The 17,820-nt window shown below is 37.4% G+C and carries 21 protein-coding genes and 1 riboswitch; of the genes, 3 read left to right on the forward strand and 18 right to left on the reverse strand.

The genetic code is table 11. The annotated features are described in order from the left end of the window. Positions 1-15 precede the first annotated feature (15 nt). From sufU to B9N79_RS18135, 17 genes are all read right to left on the reverse strand, one after another. Entirely contained in the window at positions 16-462 is a 447-nt protein-coding gene (sufU, locus tag B9N79_RS18055; protein ID WP_046218008.1) for a Fe-S cluster assembly sulfur transfer protein SufU, read from the reverse strand. Then, positions 452-1,672: a cysteine desulfurase gene (locus B9N79_RS18060; RefSeq protein ID WP_019395018.1), complete on the reverse strand. Its 1,221-nt coding sequence runs from the start codon at positions 1,670-1,672 to the stop codon at positions 452-454. The genes sufU and B9N79_RS18060 overlap by 11 nt, the downstream gene beginning before the upstream one ends. Further along, positions 1,672-2,976 (reverse strand): Fe-S cluster assembly protein SufD, encoded by a 1,305-nt coding sequence (gene sufD, locus B9N79_RS18065; protein ID WP_019395017.1) that lies wholly within the window; start codon positions 2,974-2,976, stop codon positions 1,672-1,674. The genes B9N79_RS18060 and sufD overlap by 1 nt, the downstream gene beginning before the upstream one ends. Positions 2,977-2,999: 23 nt before the next feature. After that, positions 3,000-3,785 (reverse strand): Fe-S cluster assembly ATPase SufC, encoded by a 786-nt coding sequence (sufC, locus tag B9N79_RS18070; RefSeq protein ID WP_040060177.1) that lies wholly within the window; start codon positions 3,783-3,785, stop codon positions 3,000-3,002. A gap of 326 nt (positions 3,786-4,111) precedes the next feature. Next, complete coding sequence (locus tag B9N79_RS18075; protein WP_040060473.1) at positions 4,112-4,474, reverse strand: carboxymuconolactone decarboxylase family protein; 363 nt, start codon at positions 4,472-4,474, stop codon at positions 4,112-4,114. Positions 4,475-4,592: 118 nt separating this feature from the next. After that, positions 4,593-5,420 carry a MetQ/NlpA family ABC transporter substrate-binding protein gene (locus tag B9N79_RS18080; RefSeq protein ID WP_019395014.1) on the reverse strand — a complete coding sequence of 276 codons (828 nt, stop codon included), beginning with the start codon at positions 5,418-5,420 and terminating at the stop codon, positions 4,593-4,595. Between the two features lie 39 nt (positions 5,421-5,459). Further along, positions 5,460-6,128: a methionine ABC transporter permease gene (locus B9N79_RS18085; RefSeq protein WP_019395013.1), complete on the reverse strand. Its 669-nt coding sequence runs from the start codon at positions 6,126-6,128 to the stop codon at positions 5,460-5,462. Next, on the reverse strand, positions 6,121-7,146 hold the full coding sequence (locus tag B9N79_RS18090) for a methionine ABC transporter ATP-binding protein (protein WP_019395012.1): 1,026 nt from the start codon (positions 7,144-7,146) through the stop codon (positions 6,121-6,123). The genes B9N79_RS18085 and B9N79_RS18090 overlap by 8 nt, the downstream gene beginning before the upstream one ends. 175 nt (positions 7,147-7,321) lie before the next feature. Beyond that, positions 7,322-7,435, reverse strand: a riboswitch (SAM riboswitch). Positions 7,436-7,538: 103 nt separating this feature from the next. Beyond that, on the reverse strand, positions 7,539-7,904 hold the full coding sequence (locus B9N79_RS18095) for an SCP2 sterol-binding domain-containing protein (RefSeq protein WP_046218009.1): 366 nt from the start codon (positions 7,902-7,904) through the stop codon (positions 7,539-7,541). Between the two features lie 149 nt (positions 7,905-8,053). Continuing rightward, entirely contained in the window at positions 8,054-8,374 is a 321-nt protein-coding gene (locus B9N79_RS18100; protein WP_040060475.1) for a thioredoxin family protein, read from the reverse strand. 15 nt (positions 8,375-8,389) lie between these two features. Continuing rightward, positions 8,390-8,737, reverse strand: coding sequence for a toprim domain-containing protein (locus B9N79_RS18105; RefSeq protein ID WP_019395008.1), 348 nt, complete (start codon positions 8,735-8,737; stop codon positions 8,390-8,392). Positions 8,738-8,888: 151 nt separating this feature from the next. Beyond that, a complete protein-coding gene (locus tag B9N79_RS18110) occupies positions 8,889-9,134 on the reverse strand; it encodes a YusG family protein (protein WP_040060178.1) in 246 nt (81 codons plus the stop codon). Between the two features lie 127 nt (positions 9,135-9,261). After that, on the reverse strand, positions 9,262-9,642 hold the full coding sequence (gcvH, locus tag B9N79_RS18115) for a glycine cleavage system protein GcvH (RefSeq protein WP_019395005.1): 381 nt from the start codon (positions 9,640-9,642) through the stop codon (positions 9,262-9,264). A gap of 162 nt (positions 9,643-9,804) precedes the next feature. Then, positions 9,805-10,161, reverse strand: coding sequence for an arsenate reductase family protein (locus B9N79_RS18120; RefSeq protein WP_019395004.1), 357 nt, complete (start codon positions 10,159-10,161; stop codon positions 9,805-9,807). A 104-nt stretch (positions 10,162-10,265) separates the two neighbouring features. Then, the gene (locus B9N79_RS18125) at positions 10,266-12,050 is read right to left on the reverse strand and encodes an acyl-CoA dehydrogenase family protein (protein ID WP_040060180.1); all 1,785 of its coding nucleotides are present in this window, start codon (positions 12,048-12,050) and stop codon (positions 10,266-10,268) included. Between the two features lie 14 nt (positions 12,051-12,064). Next, the gene (locus tag B9N79_RS18130) at positions 12,065-13,243 is read right to left on the reverse strand and encodes an acetyl-CoA C-acetyltransferase (RefSeq protein ID WP_019395001.1); all 1,179 of its coding nucleotides are present in this window, start codon (positions 13,241-13,243) and stop codon (positions 12,065-12,067) included. Positions 13,244-13,259: 16 nt separating this feature from the next. Next, positions 13,260-15,617, reverse strand: coding sequence for a 3-hydroxyacyl-CoA dehydrogenase/enoyl-CoA hydratase family protein (locus tag B9N79_RS18135; protein WP_046218010.1), 2,358 nt, complete (start codon positions 15,615-15,617; stop codon positions 13,260-13,262). A gap of 168 nt (positions 15,618-15,785) precedes the next feature. Between B9N79_RS18135 and B9N79_RS18140 the strand changes: the two genes are divergently transcribed. Then, positions 15,786-15,932, forward strand: coding sequence for a YuzL family protein (locus B9N79_RS18140; RefSeq protein ID WP_019394999.1), 147 nt, complete (start codon positions 15,786-15,788; stop codon positions 15,930-15,932). Between the two features lie 38 nt (positions 15,933-15,970). On the opposite strand, the gene B9N79_RS18145 is transcribed toward B9N79_RS18140, so the two are convergent. Continuing rightward, on the reverse strand, positions 15,971-16,888 hold the full coding sequence (locus B9N79_RS18145) for a proline dehydrogenase family protein (RefSeq protein WP_046218011.1): 918 nt from the start codon (positions 16,886-16,888) through the stop codon (positions 15,971-15,973). Between the two features lie 314 nt (positions 16,889-17,202). On the opposite strand from B9N79_RS18145, the gene B9N79_RS18150 reads away from it, so the two are divergent. Both B9N79_RS18150 and B9N79_RS18155 read left to right on the forward strand, forming a co-directional pair. After that, the gene (locus tag B9N79_RS18150) at positions 17,203-17,475 is read left to right on the forward strand and encodes a hypothetical protein (RefSeq protein WP_040060185.1); all 273 of its coding nucleotides are present in this window, start codon (positions 17,203-17,205) and stop codon (positions 17,473-17,475) included. 14 nt (positions 17,476-17,489) lie between these two features. Beyond that, on the forward strand, positions 17,490-17,810 hold the full coding sequence (locus B9N79_RS18155; protein ID WP_019394996.1) for a spore coat protein: 321 nt from the start codon (positions 17,490-17,492) through the stop codon (positions 17,808-17,810). Positions 17,811-17,820: the final 10 nt, after the last annotated feature.

Consider the following 17,820-nt stretch of genomic DNA (forward strand, 5'->3'; position numbering starts at 1 on the left):
CGATCATAAAGCTACTTATGCGTCGCTATCCTTCTCGTGCAAACCTTTTTCCATTGCTTTCCAAGCTAATGTTGCACATTTAATGCGGGCTGGAAATTGGGATACACCTTGTAGTGCTTCGATATCTTCTAACTCAAGGCTGCTATCTTCATATTCTTTTCCCTGCATCATATCTGAAAAAACTTTTGACATTTTAAGAGCATCTTCAACTTTTAAGCCTTTAATAGCTTGTGTCATCATAGAAGCACTTGATAATGAAATTGAACAACCTTCACCATCAAACTTCGCATCGACGACTTTATCATCCTCAACTTTTAAAGAAAGTTGAATTCGATCACCACAAGTTGGGTTGTTCATATTAATTGTCACTGTGTCGTCCTCAAGGTTACCCTTGTTGCGAGGATTTTTATAATGATCCATAATCACTTGACGGTACAGTGTATCAAGGTTACTAAAAGACATTTGTGAAATACTCCTTCGTTTTAATTAATGAAGAAACAAAACGGTCGATTTCTTCTTCTGTATTGTATAGATAGAAACTTGCACGAGCTGTTGCAGATACGTTCAAGTACTTCATAAGAGGCTGTGCACAGTGATGACCAGCACGGACAGCAATTCCCTCTGCATCAAGTACTGTTGCTACATCATGTGGATGCACCTCATCTAGATTGAACGTTACAACTCCTGCGCGTTCTTTCGGTCCATAAATCGTAATGCCTTCAACTGTTGACAACTTTTCTAACGCATATTGTGCAAGTTTATGTTCATGTGCAGCAATGTTATCAAGACCTACATCTTCTAGAAAATCAATTGCAGCGCCTAATCCAATCGCTCCTGCAATGATTGGTGTCCCACCTTCAAACTTCCATGGAAGCTCTTTCCATGTTGAATCATAAAGGTTAACAAAATCAATCATTTCTCCGCCAAATTCAACAGGCTCCATTTTTTCTAGAAGTGCTTTCTTTCCATAGAGAACACCGATACCAGTCGGACCACCCATTTTATGGCCTGAAAAAGCATAAAAATCACAGTCAAGATCTTGTACATCCACTTTCATATGTGGCGCACTTTGCGCTCCGTCTACAACCATAACTGCTTCATTTTCATGAGCAATGCGAGCAATTTCTTTAACAGGGTTGATTGTTCCAAGAACGTTCGAAACATGCATAACAGCTACAATCTTTGTGTTTGATGTAACTGTATTGCGTACTTCTTCTAAATCTAGGGAACCATCATCTGTTAATGGTATATATTTTAACGTAGCTCCTGTTGCTTTGGCAACTTGCTGCCATGGAATGATGTTACTATGGTGCTCCATATAAGTGATAACAATTTCATCGCCTTCACCTACATTTGCACGCCCATAGCTTGCAGCAATCGTATTAAGAGCCGTTGTTGTACCTCTTGTAAAAATAACTTCCTCTGTTGATGAAGCATTAATAAATTTACGTACTTTTTCACGAGCCCCTTCATATCCATCTGTTGCTCTTGTACCGAGCGTATGAACACCGCGGTGCACGTTTGAGTTATACTCGCGATAATATTTATCAACTGCTTCGATCACTTTTAAAGGTTTCTGTGACGTTGCGGCACTATCTAGATAAACAAGCGGATTTCCATTGACCTCTTGATGTAGAATTGGAAACTGTTCACGAATATCGTGGATATTCATTACTTAACTTTCCTTTCAATTACCTCAACAAGCTGTTTTTTCACTTCTTCAATTGGTAATTCGCGAACAACTGGGTCAAGGAAACCATAAACAATTAGACGTTCTGCTTCAGCTTTTGAAATACCGCGACTCATTAGATAGTAAAGTTGAATTGGATCAACGCGACCAACAGAAGCTGCGTGTCCTGCCGTTACATCATCCTCATCAATAAGAAGAATTGGATTTGCATCTCCACGTGCTTTTTCGCTTAACATAAGAACGCGAGATTCTTGTTCAGCATTTGATTTTGATGCACCATGCTCAATTTTACCGATACCGTTAAAAATTGAAGATGCACTATCTTTCATAACGCCATGCTTTAAGATATATCCTTCAGAGTTTTTACCGAAGTGTGTAATGTTCGTTGTTAAGTTTTGTGTTTGATGACCACGGCCAACTGTTACTGTTTTAATATCGCCATATGAACCATCTCCGATTAGATGTGTAATGTTTTCAGCAACAGTATTGCCTTCATTCATTAATCCAAGTGCCCATTCAATACGGCCATCGCGGCCTGCAATACCACGACGGTTTACATATGTTGTTGTACCTTCTCCAAGGTAGTCTACAGCACCAAATGTTACTTTCGCATTATTGTTTGCGAAAACTTCCGTCACGATGTTTGCGATACTTTCATCTGCATTTGTTGTTGAAACGTAGTTCTCAACATATGTTACAGAACTATTATCATCAGCAACAACAATAACATGGTTGAATAACGGTGTTTTAGCATTTTCATGAACAAAAACAGCTTGCAACGGTTCTTTTACTTCAACGTTCTTTGGAACATAAACAAACACGCCGCCATTCATTAGAGCTGCGTGAAGAGCTGTCAGACGGTTTTCATCCACTTTTGCCCCTTGCATGAAATATTTTTGTACAAGGTCACTATGCTCTTTTGCTGCTTTTTGGATGTCTGTAAAAATAACGCCTTGCTCTTTAAGCTCTGCTGTTAATTCTGAGTAAACAGCCGTTTGATTTTGCTGAACGTATAAGTTATTTGCATTCTCTTTATTAATTAAAGACTTTACAACTTCAGGTAGCTCATCAATAGAAGAAATTGCAGAACCCTCTACTGTATGCTCCTTAAAGCTTGTAAAATTCCAGTTTGTAATCTTTGTTTTTTCTGCTTTTGGCAGTGGAAGAGATTCCGCTTGTTCAAGAGCTTGTAAGCGGATGTCTGTTAGCCATGTTGGCTCTTCTGACTGCTGTGAGTAATTGCGGACGTACTCTTTATCAAATGGTAATGTTGTCTCAATCGTCATGACATTTCCTCCTAACGCTTACTTTATGCTTCTTGTCCTACTGTTTCATCTTCAATGCCAAGTTCTTTTTTAATCCAGTCGTAACCTTCTGATTCTAGACGTTGTGCTAGTTCTGGACCACCAGATTTAACAACGCGTCCTTGCATCATAACATGAACATGATCAGGTGTGATGTAGTTAAGTAAACGTTGATAGTGAGTAATCATTAAGCAACCAAAGTCTTCTCCACGCATTTCATTGATTCCTTTAGAAACAACTTTTAATGCATCAATATCAAGACCAGAGTCAATTTCATCAAGGATTGCTAGTTTTGGCTCAAGCATCATAAGTTGAAGAATTTCATTACGTTTCTTCTCCCCACCAGAGAAACCTTCGTTTAGGTAACGCTGTGCCATGTCTTGATCCATTTCAAGTAATTCCATTTTTGAATCTAATTTACGGATGAATTTCATTAGAGAAATTTCATCACCTTCTTCACGACGAGCATTAATTGCTGAACGTAGGAAATCTGCGTTTGTTACTCCACTGATTTCACTTGGGTATTGCATTGCAAGGAAAAGACCCGCTTGTGCACGTTCGTCAACTTCCATCTCAAGAACATCTTTTCCATCAAGCGTGATGCTACCTTTTGTTACTTCATACTTAGGGTGTCCCATAATTGCAGATGATAACGTTGATTTACCAGTACCGTTCGGTCCCATAACAGCGTGGATTTCGCCGCCTTTAATTTCTAAGTTAACACCTTTTAAAATCTCTTTTCCTTCAATCTCAACATGAAGGTCTGTAATCTTTAATGTTGAACCTGCCATTCGTAAACCCTCCAATTATTAGCTTATATATGCCAATATTTATTATTAATTTTATTACTAATCATTCTCATTTTATTCTCATTATAATTTTATAACAAATAAAATCCTATGGCAACCCAGAAAGGCTAATCTCCCTAATAGGTCTAGCTCTTAATCTCTTCTCATTCTATCCTATTTTCTACTATAGAAACAGGGAAAAGCTTTAACTTAATTTAAGGAATATACTTGTTATCGGTTTCTTTTCTTATTTATGTAAAAGACCCCTTTTAAAAAAGGGGCATTGTAAAGCTTGAACATTAATCTCGAAACCTTAATCAAACGTTTGTTTAATGTGTGCGCTGATCTAGTTCTCCAATGCATTCTTGCACGAGCGTAACAGCTTGACTCATTGCTGCTCCCCCGCCAAATGCTGCGCCAACGCCGCACGCTTCAAGAATTTCCTTCTCACTTGCTCCTTCATCTAGACATCCTTTTGTATGATAAATAATACAGTATTCATCTTGTGCTACAAGGCTGATTCCAAGAGCAATCAGCTGTTTCTGTTTTGCTGAAAGTTCTCCTTCTTTAAAACATGTTTCTGTAAATGCATTAAATGCTTCAGCAACGTCTGGAAGCTTCTGTGTAAATTCGCCGATACCCATTTTATACGCATGCAACGCCTGGTCTGTTGAATTTTGACCTGTATCCATCCCTATCAACTCCATTTCTTTAAACTTTTCAACGTTAGTATGGTCTTCTAGAAAAAATGTATGCTTTCTGCATCTCTCATAAAAATAAAAAAGGGAGCGCAAATGCGCCCCTTTTTTATTATTTTGAAACTGGAATGATAGAACCTTTATATTTCTCTTTAATAAAATCTTGAATCTCTTTTGAATGAAGAACTTTCATAAGTTCTTTAATTTCCTCACGATCTTCGTCACCTTTTTTAACTGCAACGATATTCACGTATGGTGAATCTTCTCCTTCTAACTCAATCGCATCTTTTGTTGGCGTTAAGTCAGCTCCGATTGCATAGTTAGTATTAATAATAACTGCGTCTGCTTCTTCATTTTCATATGCTTTTGGCATTAAAGCAGCATCTCCACCAACTTTAATGTTGATATTTTTCTTATTTTCTACGATATCTTTCTTCGTTGCTGAAACAGGGTCAACGCCCTCTTTTAGTTTAATAAGACCGCCTTGTTGTAAAAGAGAAAGCATGCGTCCTTCTTCTGCTACGTTATTACTAATCATAATTGTTCCGTTTTTAGGAATTTCATCAAGGTTTTTATATTTTTTAGAGTATACACCCATTGGCTCAAGGTGTACGCCACCTGCACTTACAAGATTAAAACTTTTGTCTTCCTTCATTGCATTTTTAAGGTATGGTGTATGTTGGAAAAAGTTTGCATCAACTTCACCACTAGCTAGCATTTTGTTTTGTAAACTGTAATCGTCATTTACTTCAACATCGAGCTTGATGTCTTTCTTCTCTAAAATTGAGGCTGCTTCTTCTAAAATTTCAGCGTGTGGAGTACTTGTTGCTACAATTTTAATTTCTTTTTCCTTAGAGCTGTCGCTACCGCCGTTTGAACCACAAGCTGCAAGGCTTGTCACAGATAAAGCTAGAACAGCTGATGCAAATAACTTTTTCATGTAATGACTCTCCTTTTATTTCAAAATTAGTTTATAGCATTAGCGTTTGTCGATTTTCTTTGTCGCTAAGTCGCCAATAAATTGAAGAATAAATACAATAACTAAAATTAAGGCTGTTGCTAAAAACGTTACATCATTCTCATTACGTTTAAATCCTTGGTCATATGCTAGAGCGCCAAGTCCTCCTGCTCCAATTGCCGCTGCTACTGCTGTGTATCCAATAAGAGCAATAGCTGTTACAGTAATACCTGAAATAAGGGCTGGCAATGACTCTGGTAACAATACTTTAAAAATGATAGTTCTTGTTTTCGCTCCCATTGCTTGAGCTGCTTCAATAACCCCACGATCAATTTCACGAAGCGCAATTTCTACAAGTCGCGCATAGAAAGGGGCTGCTCCAATAATTAATGCTGGAAGAGCTGCTTTTGGACCAAACATAGAACCGATGATAAAGTTTGTAAAAGGAAGCAATAGAATGATTAGAATGATAAAGGGAATGGAACGAAATACGTTCACAATAACAGCAATAACCGTGTTAAAGAACTTGTTTTCCCATAGACTTCCCTTAGATGTTAAAAATAATAAGAGTCCAAGTAAAATCCCTAAAATAAACGTTGCAATAACTGAGATAGACGTCATATAGAGCGTCTCAACTGTTGCTTGCTGAAAAGACTCTAAGTCAACGTTTGGAAACCATTCACTAAGCATGATTGATCACCTCTACTTCGATGTTCTCTTGTTGTAAAAAGGCTAATGCCTTGTTTAGTTCTTCTTCATTTCCATCAAGATGGATAAATAATGTACCGTACGCACCATCTTGGAGCTGAGACACTTTCCCTTGTACAATATTTACTGCAATATCAAATTTTCTGATAAGCTGAGTAATAAGCGGCTGTTCTGCATCATCTCCAATAAATGTGAGCTGTACAATTCGTCCACTCTTATAGCGTTCTACTAAAGTAGAGATTGTTTCAGAAGCATCTTCTGCTTCTGCTATTTGCTTAACAAAACGTTTTGTTACGTTCTGCTGTGGGTTGCGGAAGACTTCTAATACTTCACCATGCTCCACGATATTCCCGCTCTCCATCACTGCTACACGATGACAAATTTTGCGAATAACGTGCATTTCATGCGTAATAAGGACAATTGTTAGTCCTAATTTTTTATTGATGTCTACAAGTAAATCTAAAATCGAATCTGTTGTTTGAGGATCAAGTGCTGAAGTTGCTTCATCACAAAGAAGGACTTTTGGATTGTTAGCAAGTGCTCTCGCAATTCCAACCCTTTGTTTTTGTCCCCCACTTAATTGAGAAGGATAAGCTTTCTCGCGCCCTTCAAGCCCAACAAGCTTAATAAGCTCCTCCGCTCTTTTTTGTCTCTCTTTCTTTGGTACTCCGGCAATTTCAAGAGGAAACGAAATATTGTCACGTACAGTTCGGGACCATAATAAATTGAAATGTTGAAAGATCATCCCTATTTCTTGACGAGCTTTTCGAAGCTGTTCGCCCTTTATATGACCAATATTGTTATCTGCTACTACGACATCCCCACTTGTAGGTTTCTCAAGGCCGTTAAAAAGCCGAACCATCGTACTTTTTCCGGCTCCGCTGTAACCGATAATCCCAAAGATTTCTCCCTTTCCAACTTCGAGATTGACGTCTTTGACTGCTACAACTTCACCTGATTTTGTTTTATATGTCTTGTTGACGTTCTTCAATGTAATCATTGCGTATTCACCTTCTTCGATCTGTCAGTTATTCTTATTTACCGTTTAAAAAGTCAGTTTTTTCCGATAAAGAGGCCTAGTAATGAAGAATAGTATCCCCAAACAAAATCTTTTCAGCATAATAAAAAAACCTTTCTGCACGACGAGCAGAAAGGTTGTGTATGTTCAAGCCTCTCTCTCATCTCTCAAAGTCGTATTACACAACTTTGCAGGAATTGGCACCTTTTCAGATTATCTGACGGTTGCCGGGCTTCATCGGGCACAGTCCCTCCACCTCTCTTGATAAGAGTTGCAATATTTAATTAAACGATTAGAAGTTACGAGAGTGATTGTAGCACCTATCATAAACAATGTCAAATAATTTTCAACAGTGGTAACATTTCTATTTTTTGCTATGAGGCTAACTGCACAACTTTTCCTTTTTGCTCTTTTGTAGCCAGTTTAATCAACATTTCAGCTTTCAGAACGTCTGCAAAACTACCTTCTATAACCACTTGGTGCTGTTTACTTAGCTTCTGCAGAGCTTCTAAACTTAGTAGCAAATCATAATAACTTTTATTATCACCCTGAATCCGAACGTTTGCTTGTTGAACTAATCCAGACACAACAATTTGCTCGCCTTTTGAAATAAGCAAGGAATAGGAATCTGTTTCATCTTGAAGAGAAATAACAAAATATTCTTCTCCCATTAACGGCAGTAAGTGAGCGCTTTTAGTAAGGCGTTTCATAAAACTGTGAACTAATGTTTTTAGTTTCATCCGCTTACACTCCTTTTTTCTCGTATTGTTAAAGTTCTCTCTTTTTTTTCCTGTTCCTTGTTCTTTTTCTCGACAATCTCTTTTCTTAAACTTCAAACAATGTCGTAACACTTTTATTTCCTAAGAAATATGTCAAAAAGTGCTTTACATTAGCGTAAAGCACTTTCATAAGAGCCTAATTTTCCAATAATATTTTCAACTGAATGAAAAGCATATACTTTTTCTTCTAATTTCCCATCTTTCAAAATGAGCAAACACGGCACACTTTCTATCTTAAATTCACTTGCCTTATTTGGCATATAGTTTAAATTAGCTACTCCAATATTTACATCTGGTAGCACTTTCTCACTTACTTCAAGCATCTTCTTCGCAAGCTGACATGTTCCACAAAGTGGTGTGTAAAAATAGAGAAAGCGATATCCTTCTTTGTTTATATTTTCATTTACAATCTCTTCTGTCCATTCCTGCATCATTAACCAAATCCTTTAAACTAAAAATTCTGTGTTGATATCAATATTAGCACTCAACAACACGGTCGCAATATGGTTTCTTGGTGCAGCAGCTACTTCTCGATAAGCTCGATCAATATAAAGATGTTCTGCTTCAGGAAATTCACGACGAAATTGTTTTCTAAGCTTATCTCCAGCATCGTCTGAATCGACTAATATATAGACGTCCCTGTCGAATGTTGCATCAATAATTTCATCAAGTTTGGCAACGCTAAGCGTGCCATTTGTACAAATGATCTCAATCGGTTCTCTAATAATGTTTTCAATTCTTTTTTTATCCGATCTTCCCTCAACAATAATTACCTTATCCATACCTTCTACCATTGTCATCACCTGTTTGTTAGAATGTACACCAATATCCATTTATCCTTTAGTATACAGTATTCGCTTTCTCACGTCTTTTCCCCTGTTTCTTCATATTTAATTTTATAAAATGCTTTCTTTAAGAGAAAAAGCAGCGGAATCCCGCTGCTTTTTAACACCAACCTTCTTCATTGTCACAATCTGTGTACTTCATATCTTTACCTGTTGTAACATCTGTATGTTGGTAAAATTTATTATCGCGATATTGATATCCGTTATTTAACTGATACTCTGATTTTCCTTGCTCGTTAACAGTCATCTTCCCAATCGGTTCATTTTCAACGTATAAATTCAATTCATCATTTACATACTTTCCGACAACGCGGTCCGTTACATCAATATGACGCTTTTCTAACATTAAGCTTCACTCCTTCTAGACGAATCTAACTATAGATTCTCCTGAAAGCGAAGGGTTCATAAATGAAATTTTTCCCTTTTCAAAAATAAAAAAAAGGAATGTTTCCAAAAGGGAAACATTCCTTTTTTTATTCTGAAATCATTTTTTGATATTCTTCTGCTGTCATTAATTTCTCAATATCTTCCTTATTATCAGGTTCTAAAACAATCATCCATGCATTTTCGTATGGAGATTCGTTAACAAACTCTGGGCTGTCATCTAGGTTTTCGTTGATTTCAACTACTTTTCCGCTAATTGGTGCGTACAACTCAGATACTGTTTTAACAGATTCAACGCTCCCAAAAGGCTCGTCCGCTTCAATTGTTGCTCCTACTTCAGGAAGCTCAACAAATACGATATCACCTAGTTCTGATTGCGCAAAGTCAGTAATTCCAATTGTTACTTTGTCACCCTCAACTTTTACCCACTCGTGTTCTTCTGAATAACGTAAATCTTTTGGTAAATTCATTCCAGTTCCCTCCATACATCGTTCATTTTCTTATCATTTTTATTCGTTATCAAAGGGAGCACATAAACGCTCTCATATTATCTTAATTGTAACGTAAAAATAGAATATTTTCTATTTAAAGGCATTCTAAAATAAGAAAAACTTTTAATAAGCATTATCCTTCTATTTCCATTCTTTCTGAAATATCTCATCTTTAAACCCAACCGTTACTTTCTCCCCATCTGTCACAATTGGTCGTTTTAAAAGCATGCCATCTGAAGCTAAAATTTCAAAAAGTTCTTCATTTGAAGCAGAAGCTACTTTATCTTTTAATCCAAGCTCACGATACTTTTTCCCACTTGTATTAAAGAATTTCTTCAGCTCTAAACCGCTCTTTTCGTAAAGTTCCTTAATTTCCTCTTTTGAAGGAGGGTTTTCTACAATATGTATTGCATTGTATTCCACATTATGTTCATCAAGCCATTTCTTTGCATTTCGACATGTGCTACATTTTGGATATTCATATATTGTTATACTCACTTATTACACCACCACAATCCTCTGTATTTTCTTTCTCATTTTATCGTGAACCTTCATTAAAAAACAAGGAAAGCTCGAACGCTCTCCCTGTTTTTTTATAGTCATTACACAGTAAACTCCTCTTGCTCAATTAGCACTTCAGCTGCTTCTCTTTTTTTAGCAATCAGATTTTTAGGAATGTATTTCGTGAATTTACGCAAAGCAGAAAGCATCATTCGAAGGCTATCCCCTTCTTCCACATATGAAAGAGTTTCTTTTGCATGTTGTTCAATTTTTTGGAATGCTTCTTGACAAAAGATTTCGGTATAACGTATTTTTAATTGGTTTTTCTCTTCACCAGTAGCTCTTACTGCCTTTTGTGTGCGCAGTAAAACAGATTCCATTGCATATACTTCACTAATAATATCAGCAGCATTTGCTAAAATTTCCTGTTCTTCTGCTGCCTTTTTTCCATACTTTTGAGCAATAAGACCAAGAATTAATAAAGCGACTTTTTTACCGTTCTTCACTAAGTTCTCTTCTTGATCAAGAAGCCCTTCCCCTGCTTCTACAGCTCTTGTCATCATCATTTCTTCTTGCAGAGCTTGCGCTTTCTCAAATAGAGGTAGCTCTCCTTTTACTCCTTTACGCAAATAAGTTGCTGGGACGAGCAAACGATTAATTTCATTCGTGCCTTCAAAAATCCGATTAATGCGTGAATCTTGATAAAGCCGTGAAATTTCGTATTCTTCCATAAATCCGTAGCCACCATGAAGCTGCAACCCTTCATCAACAACATAATCAAGCACTTCTGTACCAAAGAATTTATTTAGTGAACATTCAATAGCGTATTCAGCAATTGAATCTGCTACTTTTCCACCATCTTTTCTTTCTGCTTCGTTTAAAGCTCCCATTCTCTCTTCAAAAAGCCCTACTGTTCGATAAACAGAGCTTTCTGTTGCATAAATCTTAGCTGCCATTGTGGCCAACTTTTCCTTTGTTAAAGCGAACTCTGAAATCTTTGTTTTAAACTGTTTTCGCTCATTTGTATATTTTACAGCAATCTCAAAGGCATGTTTTGAAGCTCCAATTGCTCCAACACCCAATTTATAGCGGCCTATATTTAAAATATTAAAAGCAATGATATGCCCTCTTCCGATTTCTCCTAACACATTTTCTTTAGGAACTCTAGCATCTTCTAAAATAAGTGTTCTTGTTGATGAACTTTTGATTCCCATTTTCTTTTCTTCTGGGCCTGTGGAAACTCCCTCTGCTGTTCGTTCTACAATAAATGCGCTAAAGTGCTCTCCATCTACTTTTGCATATACAATAAAGAGATCCGCAAATCCTGCATTTGTAATCCACTGCTTTTCACCATTTAAAAGATAATGCGTTCCTTCTTCATTTAGACGTGCCGTTGTTTTAGCACCAAGGGCATCAGAACCAGATCCAGGCTCTGTTAAAGCATATGCTGCAATCTTATCTCCACTTGCAAGTTCAGGTAAATATGTTTGCTTTTGCTGTTCTGTACCGAAAAGCACAATTGGCAAGGAACCTATTCCAACGTGCGCTCCGTGAGTAATAGAGAACCCGCCGGCTTTTGAAAACTTTTCTGCTACAAGGGCTGAGCTAATTTTATCAAGATCAAGTCCCCCATACTCCTCTGGAATATCTCCGCCAAGCAATCCAAGGTCCCCTGCTTTTTTCAACAGCTTCACAGATCGATCAAACTCATGGTTTTCAAGATGCTCCACTTCTTTTAATACTTCTTTGTCAATATAGTCAGCTGCTGTTTTAGCAATCATTTTGTGTTCATCTGTAAAGTCTTCTGGGGTGTATACCATAGCAGGATCAATATCTTCTAAAATGAAACCTCCACCTTTTACTACTTTCTCTCCTTTGCTTTTCATAACTCTTCCTCCCTTTATGCTAAAAGTTCAAAAACCCCAGCCGCTCCCATACCGCCGCCAACGCACATTGTCACAATGCCAAATTGTTCTCCTCTTCGCTTCATCTCATGCAAAAGTGATAAAGTTAGTTTTGTTCCTGTACATCCAAGTGGATGACCAAGCGCAATTGCTCCTCCATTTACGTTTACTTTTTCTTCGTCTATCCCTAGCTCTCTAATAATCTGGATGGCTTGTGATGCAAATGCTTCATTTAATTCAAACAACCCGATATCACTCAACGACAGGCCAGCTTGCTTCAAAGCCTTTGGAATAGCAACAACAGGACCAACTCCCATTATTTCAGGCGGAACTCCCCCAACAGCAAATGAACGGAATTTGGCCATTGGTTTAAGACCTTCTGCTTTCGCCTTTTCATGATCCATCAAAAAGACAGCTGCTCCTCCGTCGCTTGTTTGTGAAGCATTTCCTGCTGTCACTGAACCATTCAGGGCAAAAGCTGGACGAAGATGGCTAAGAGCTTCCAGTGTTGTACCAGGACGTACTCCCTCATCTTTGCTAAACAACACTTTCTTCTCTTGCCATTTATGATGTTCATCCACTGTTCTTATCGGCACTTCAACAGGTACTATTTCATCTTTAAATTTACCTTCCTGTACTGCTTTTGCTGCTTTTTGGTGACTTCTTACAGCAAATGCATCTTGATCTTCCCTGCTAATGCCATACTTATCGGCAACTCGTTCAGCTGTATGCCCCATTGCCATATAATACTCCGGTTTTTCTTCTGCGAGGCGAACATTTAATCGTGTCACATGCCCTATCATCGGCACAAGGCTCATTGATTCGACGCCTCCTGCTAATACTGCATTTGCTTTTCCAAGCATAATACTCTCTGCACCATACGCAATCGTTTGTAATCCAGATGAGCAGTACCGATTGATCGTAACCGCTGGAACGGTATACGGTAATCCTGCTAAAGCCCCAATGTTTCGCGCTAAGTTTAACCCTTGCTCTGCTTCTGGAATCGAACATCCGATAATGAGATCATCAATTTCACCACTATATCCGCCTGCTCTTTTCAACGTTTCTTGCACAGCAAGGGCCCCTAAGTCATCAGGTCTTACATTTGCTAATGATCCTTTTTTCGCTTTTCCAACAGGTGTTCTTGCTCCAGCTACAATAACTGCTTCTCTCACAGTCCTACTCCCCCTTCTAATTGCGCAATGGTTTGCCTTTCAAAAGCATATGCTGCATTCTCTCCTGTGACTTTAGCTCTCCAATCAGGCTTAAAAAAGCTTCACGCTCTAAATCTAACAAGTATTGTTCATCAACTTTTGTGCCAAAAGGTAGTCTCCCACCAGCGATCACAAAAGCAAGCTTTTTAGCAATTTTCAAATCATGATCAGAAACATACCCAGAGTATTTCATGCTTTGCGCTCCAAGTAAAAGCGTCGCATAACCGCTCTCTCCAACAACCGGAATCTTTTGCTGTACAGGCGCTCGATAATCAGAAGAAAGATGAATGACTGCTTGCTTTGCATCATAGAGTAGGAATTCTTCATTTTGTGTGATTTTATCTTGTGGATTTAAAAAACCAAGCTCCCCTGCTTCACGAGCAGAAGTCGACACTTTTGCCATCGCAATCGTTTCGAAAACGTGTGAAGCTACTTTTAAAAGATCTGTCACGTTCCCACTTTGAGAAAGAACTTTTTGATAAAGGTTTTGACTTCCTCCTCCACCAGGAATAAGACCAACTCCACCTTCTACAAGCCCCATATATGTTTCACTTGCAGCTTGAATATGGGCAGAAGGCAAACAAACTTCCGCTCCTCCACCAAGAGTCATGGAAAATGGAGCAGTTACAACAGGTATAAGGCTATATTTTATATGCTGCATTGCTCCTTGAAATTTGGAGATCACAAAATCAATTTCTTCATAGTTATCGTCCTGCGCTTCCATTAGCATCATGGCAAGATTGGCGCCAACACAGAAGTTTTTTCCTTGATTTCCAATAACAAGCCCTTTATAATTTCGCTCTGCTTCATTAATGCCTTTATGAATCATATCGATAATATCAAGACCAATTGCATTGTTCGGTGATGTAAATTGTAAACAAAGCACATCGTCCCCCATATCAAGTAAAGCAGCACCGCTATTTTTTTGAAGTACGTTTGTTTTTTCAAGACTCGCTAGATGAATCCTTTTTTCCTCTCTTTCTTTTACTTTGTACTCACTCTCTTTAAAATAGAATAGAGCTTCAGATGTTTGCTTATAGAAGGTAGTGAAGCCACTTTCAAGCATTTCTTCAACCCAGCTTGGAACCGTTTTTTCTTCGTTTTTCATTTTGGCGACGGTCTCTTCTACACCAAGCTCATCCCATAGCTCAAATGGTCCTTTCTTCCATCCAAACCCAGCTCGCATTGCTTCATCAACATCAATGATATTGTCAGCAATCTGTGACACAAGATGGGCAGAGTAAAGTAATACAGGGCTAATGATGTTCCATAGAAATTGATCTTCTCTTTCCGACGAATATAAAAGCGCTTTCATATCTTTCTTTTTACCTTTATTTTTATCTTTCAGCGGGAACTTTTGACGTGGTTCATATTGAAGTGTATCAGTATTTAATTGAAGAATTTCTTTTCCTTCTTTTTTATAAAAACCCTTTCCAGCTTTGCTTCCATACAAGCCCTTTTCTAACATCGCTTCCATAAAAGATGGAATGGTAAAAAGCTCTCTTTCTTCTCCCTCTACATGCTGAAATACATTGTGTGCAACGTGAGCAAATGTATCTAATCCAACAACATCGAGCGTTCGAAATGTTGCGCTTTTTGGTCTTCCAATAAGAGGACCTGTCAGAGAATCGACTTCCCCAACATTTAACTGACTTTTGTTCATCTCTCTTACTGTTACAAGTAATCCATACGTGCCAATTCTATTGGCAATAAAGTTTGGCGTGTCTTTGGCAAACACTACTTTCTTACCAAGTACTTCTTCACCAAAGTTTTTCATATATTGAGCAATAGCTGGTTTTGTCTCTTTTGTTGGGATAATTTCTAGTAGTTTGAGGTAGCGAGGTGGGTTAAAAAAGTGAGTGCCTAGAAAATGCTCTTTAAAATCTTGTGAGCACTCCTCCGACATGTCATGAACAGAGATTCCTGATGTGTTAGAACTTACAATGCTTCCTTTCTTTCTCACTCTATCAATGTTTTGAAGCACTTGTTTCTTCACTTGTAAATTCTCTACGACAACTTCAACAATCCAATCACATGTTTTTAATTCATGCCAATGGTCTTCAGTATTTCCAATCGTTATAAAGGCGATGTTTTTCTTTGAAGTAAAAGGAGCTGGCTTTCTTTTTAAAGATTGCTCTAACGATGTTTTCGCTAGTCTGTTCCGCACTTCATCATCATCTTTAGATAATCCTTTCTTCTTTTCAACTTCTGTGAGCTCGTTTGGCACGACGTCTAAGAGGAGTGTTTGAATACCTACGTTTGCAAGTAAAGCAGCAATCCCTGACCCCATTACACCTGAACCAATGACAGCTGCTTTTCGGATCGTTTTCACCATATAAATTCCCTCCAAACTCTATTGAATGAATGACCATTCATTTTATGGCTAAAAAACGCCTTATTTACCCTCCTTTTAATATATATTATTTTTAGAATTTTCTCAATACTAAACGTTTGGTTATTTTGCTTTTTTCAGGTTATGTTAAAAAAGGGAGGTGGTTATGCGATGGCACGTTTGCAAAAAAATCCGTCTCGAAATGGCGTAAGCGCTGCAAGTGTGAAAGGAAATGCAGGTCCTCATGGAAGAGATAATACGGGAAAACAAAAATCACAAAACCAACAGTACAAACAAGAAAATACCCAAGGACATTAACGATAAAAAGACTTGCTAAAATAGTAGCAAGTCTTTTTTTACTTTTTGCTCATTCCTTTTAAAACAAAGGCTACGTTTGCAGGACGCTCTGCTAATCTTCTCATAAAATAGCCATACCAGTCTGTCCCATAAGGAACATACACCCGCATTCTGTATCCATCTTTCACAAGCGCTTCCTGTTTTTCAGTTCGAATCCCATACAGCATTTGAAACTCAAACTGTTCCTTTGGAATGTTATGCTTTGAAACTAGATTTTTTGTGTATTCGATGATTTTGTCATCATGTGTTGCAACAGCTGTATAATGACCATTGAGCATATGCATTTCAATAATCTTCTTAAAATTCTCATCAACATCCTGCTTTTTTGGGAAAACTACTTCTTTTGGTTCCTTGTATGCACCTTTAACAAGACGCAAATTTGGCTCGTATGCATCAAGTTCTTTCATATCATTTTCTGTCCGGCGCAAATATGCTTGAATCACTGTTCCAATATTATCATACTTTGTTTTAAGTTCTTTGAAGATTCTAAGTGTTTTCTCACAGCGTGAATAATCTTCCATATCAATTGTTACAAACACACCGTTTGCCTCTGCTTCATCTAAAATACGCTTCATATTTTGTATCGCTATATCTGAAGACAAATCAAGTCCAAGTGATGTGAGCTTAAGAGAGAGCTGAGACTCTATACTTTCGCGTCCGATTGCTTGTATTGCTTCAATGCACTGATTTGTCATTTCCATTGCTTCTTCTTCGCTTTCAATAAACTCACCAAGATAATCAATTGTGACGTCTAATCCTTTATTATTTAACCCTCTAATAACATCCACTGCTAAATTAATTGTATCCCCTGCTACAAACCGTTTAGCTCCAAATTGTAAACCATACTTTTTAGCTACTTTCGTAAGCGCTTTATTCCTAGATAAATATAGAAAAAAACCTCGCATTGCTTGTTCCATTTCTTTCTCCCCCTTGATTAAATAACATTTAATGCTACCTAAATAATTTCATTCCTTTAAAACAGCAGTAGACCATAAGAGCTAGATTGAATATCTTTAAATGTTTCTACGTGTAAAGGGTAATGTACTAGAAATTTACCCTCCCTAAAAAAAAGACAAACATTTTTTCAAAAAGTAGGCTCATTTACTCAGGTCTTTTTTTCTTTTTATTCAAACATATATTTATGCTATATAATATGAAAATTCCAGTGAATAGGAACATCCTAAAGAAGACAAAATAAAGGAGAATTTTTTGGTTTTAAGGAGGGATTTTTATGCAAAATGAAATGAATGAACAAAGTACAAATCAATCACAACCAATGTTTATGGAACCACCGAAAGTCATTTCCACAAAAGACGCTCTTTATATCGCAGATATGTTAACTTGGAACTTAGTAGCAATGAAAAAAGCACATTTCTTTGCTTCTCAATGTCAAGATGCAGAGATTGCACAAGAAATAGAAAAAGTATGTAAAATGCATCAGCGCCATTATGAAAGAATCTTACCTCATCTCGAAAATACTCAATCACAGCAAACTTTACAGTAAAGGAGAAATAAACGATGGCTGATCAGAAAATCAAAAATCCAGAATTACCAATTAACAAAACGTCTGCAATGAACGATCTTGATTTTATTACAGACATCCTTTCAACTGAGAAATATATGACAGCTTCATATTGTACGGCTCTTAATGAATTTAGTCATAATGAACTTTATCAAGAGATTTCAGCAATCTTTAACGAATCACAAGACTGTCAGCGTGAGATTTATAACCTTATGTTTAAAAAGGGATTTTACGGTATTGAAGCTCAGGATTCAAATAAACTTCAGCAAAGCTATGAACAATTCCAAGGATATATGAATCAATTTCCAACTCATTAAAAAAAGGCTT

The organism is Priestia filamentosa (genome assembly GCF_900177535.1).
Taxonomy (GTDB): Bacteria; Bacillota; Bacilli; order Bacillales; family Bacillaceae_H; genus Bacillus_I; species Bacillus_I filamentosa.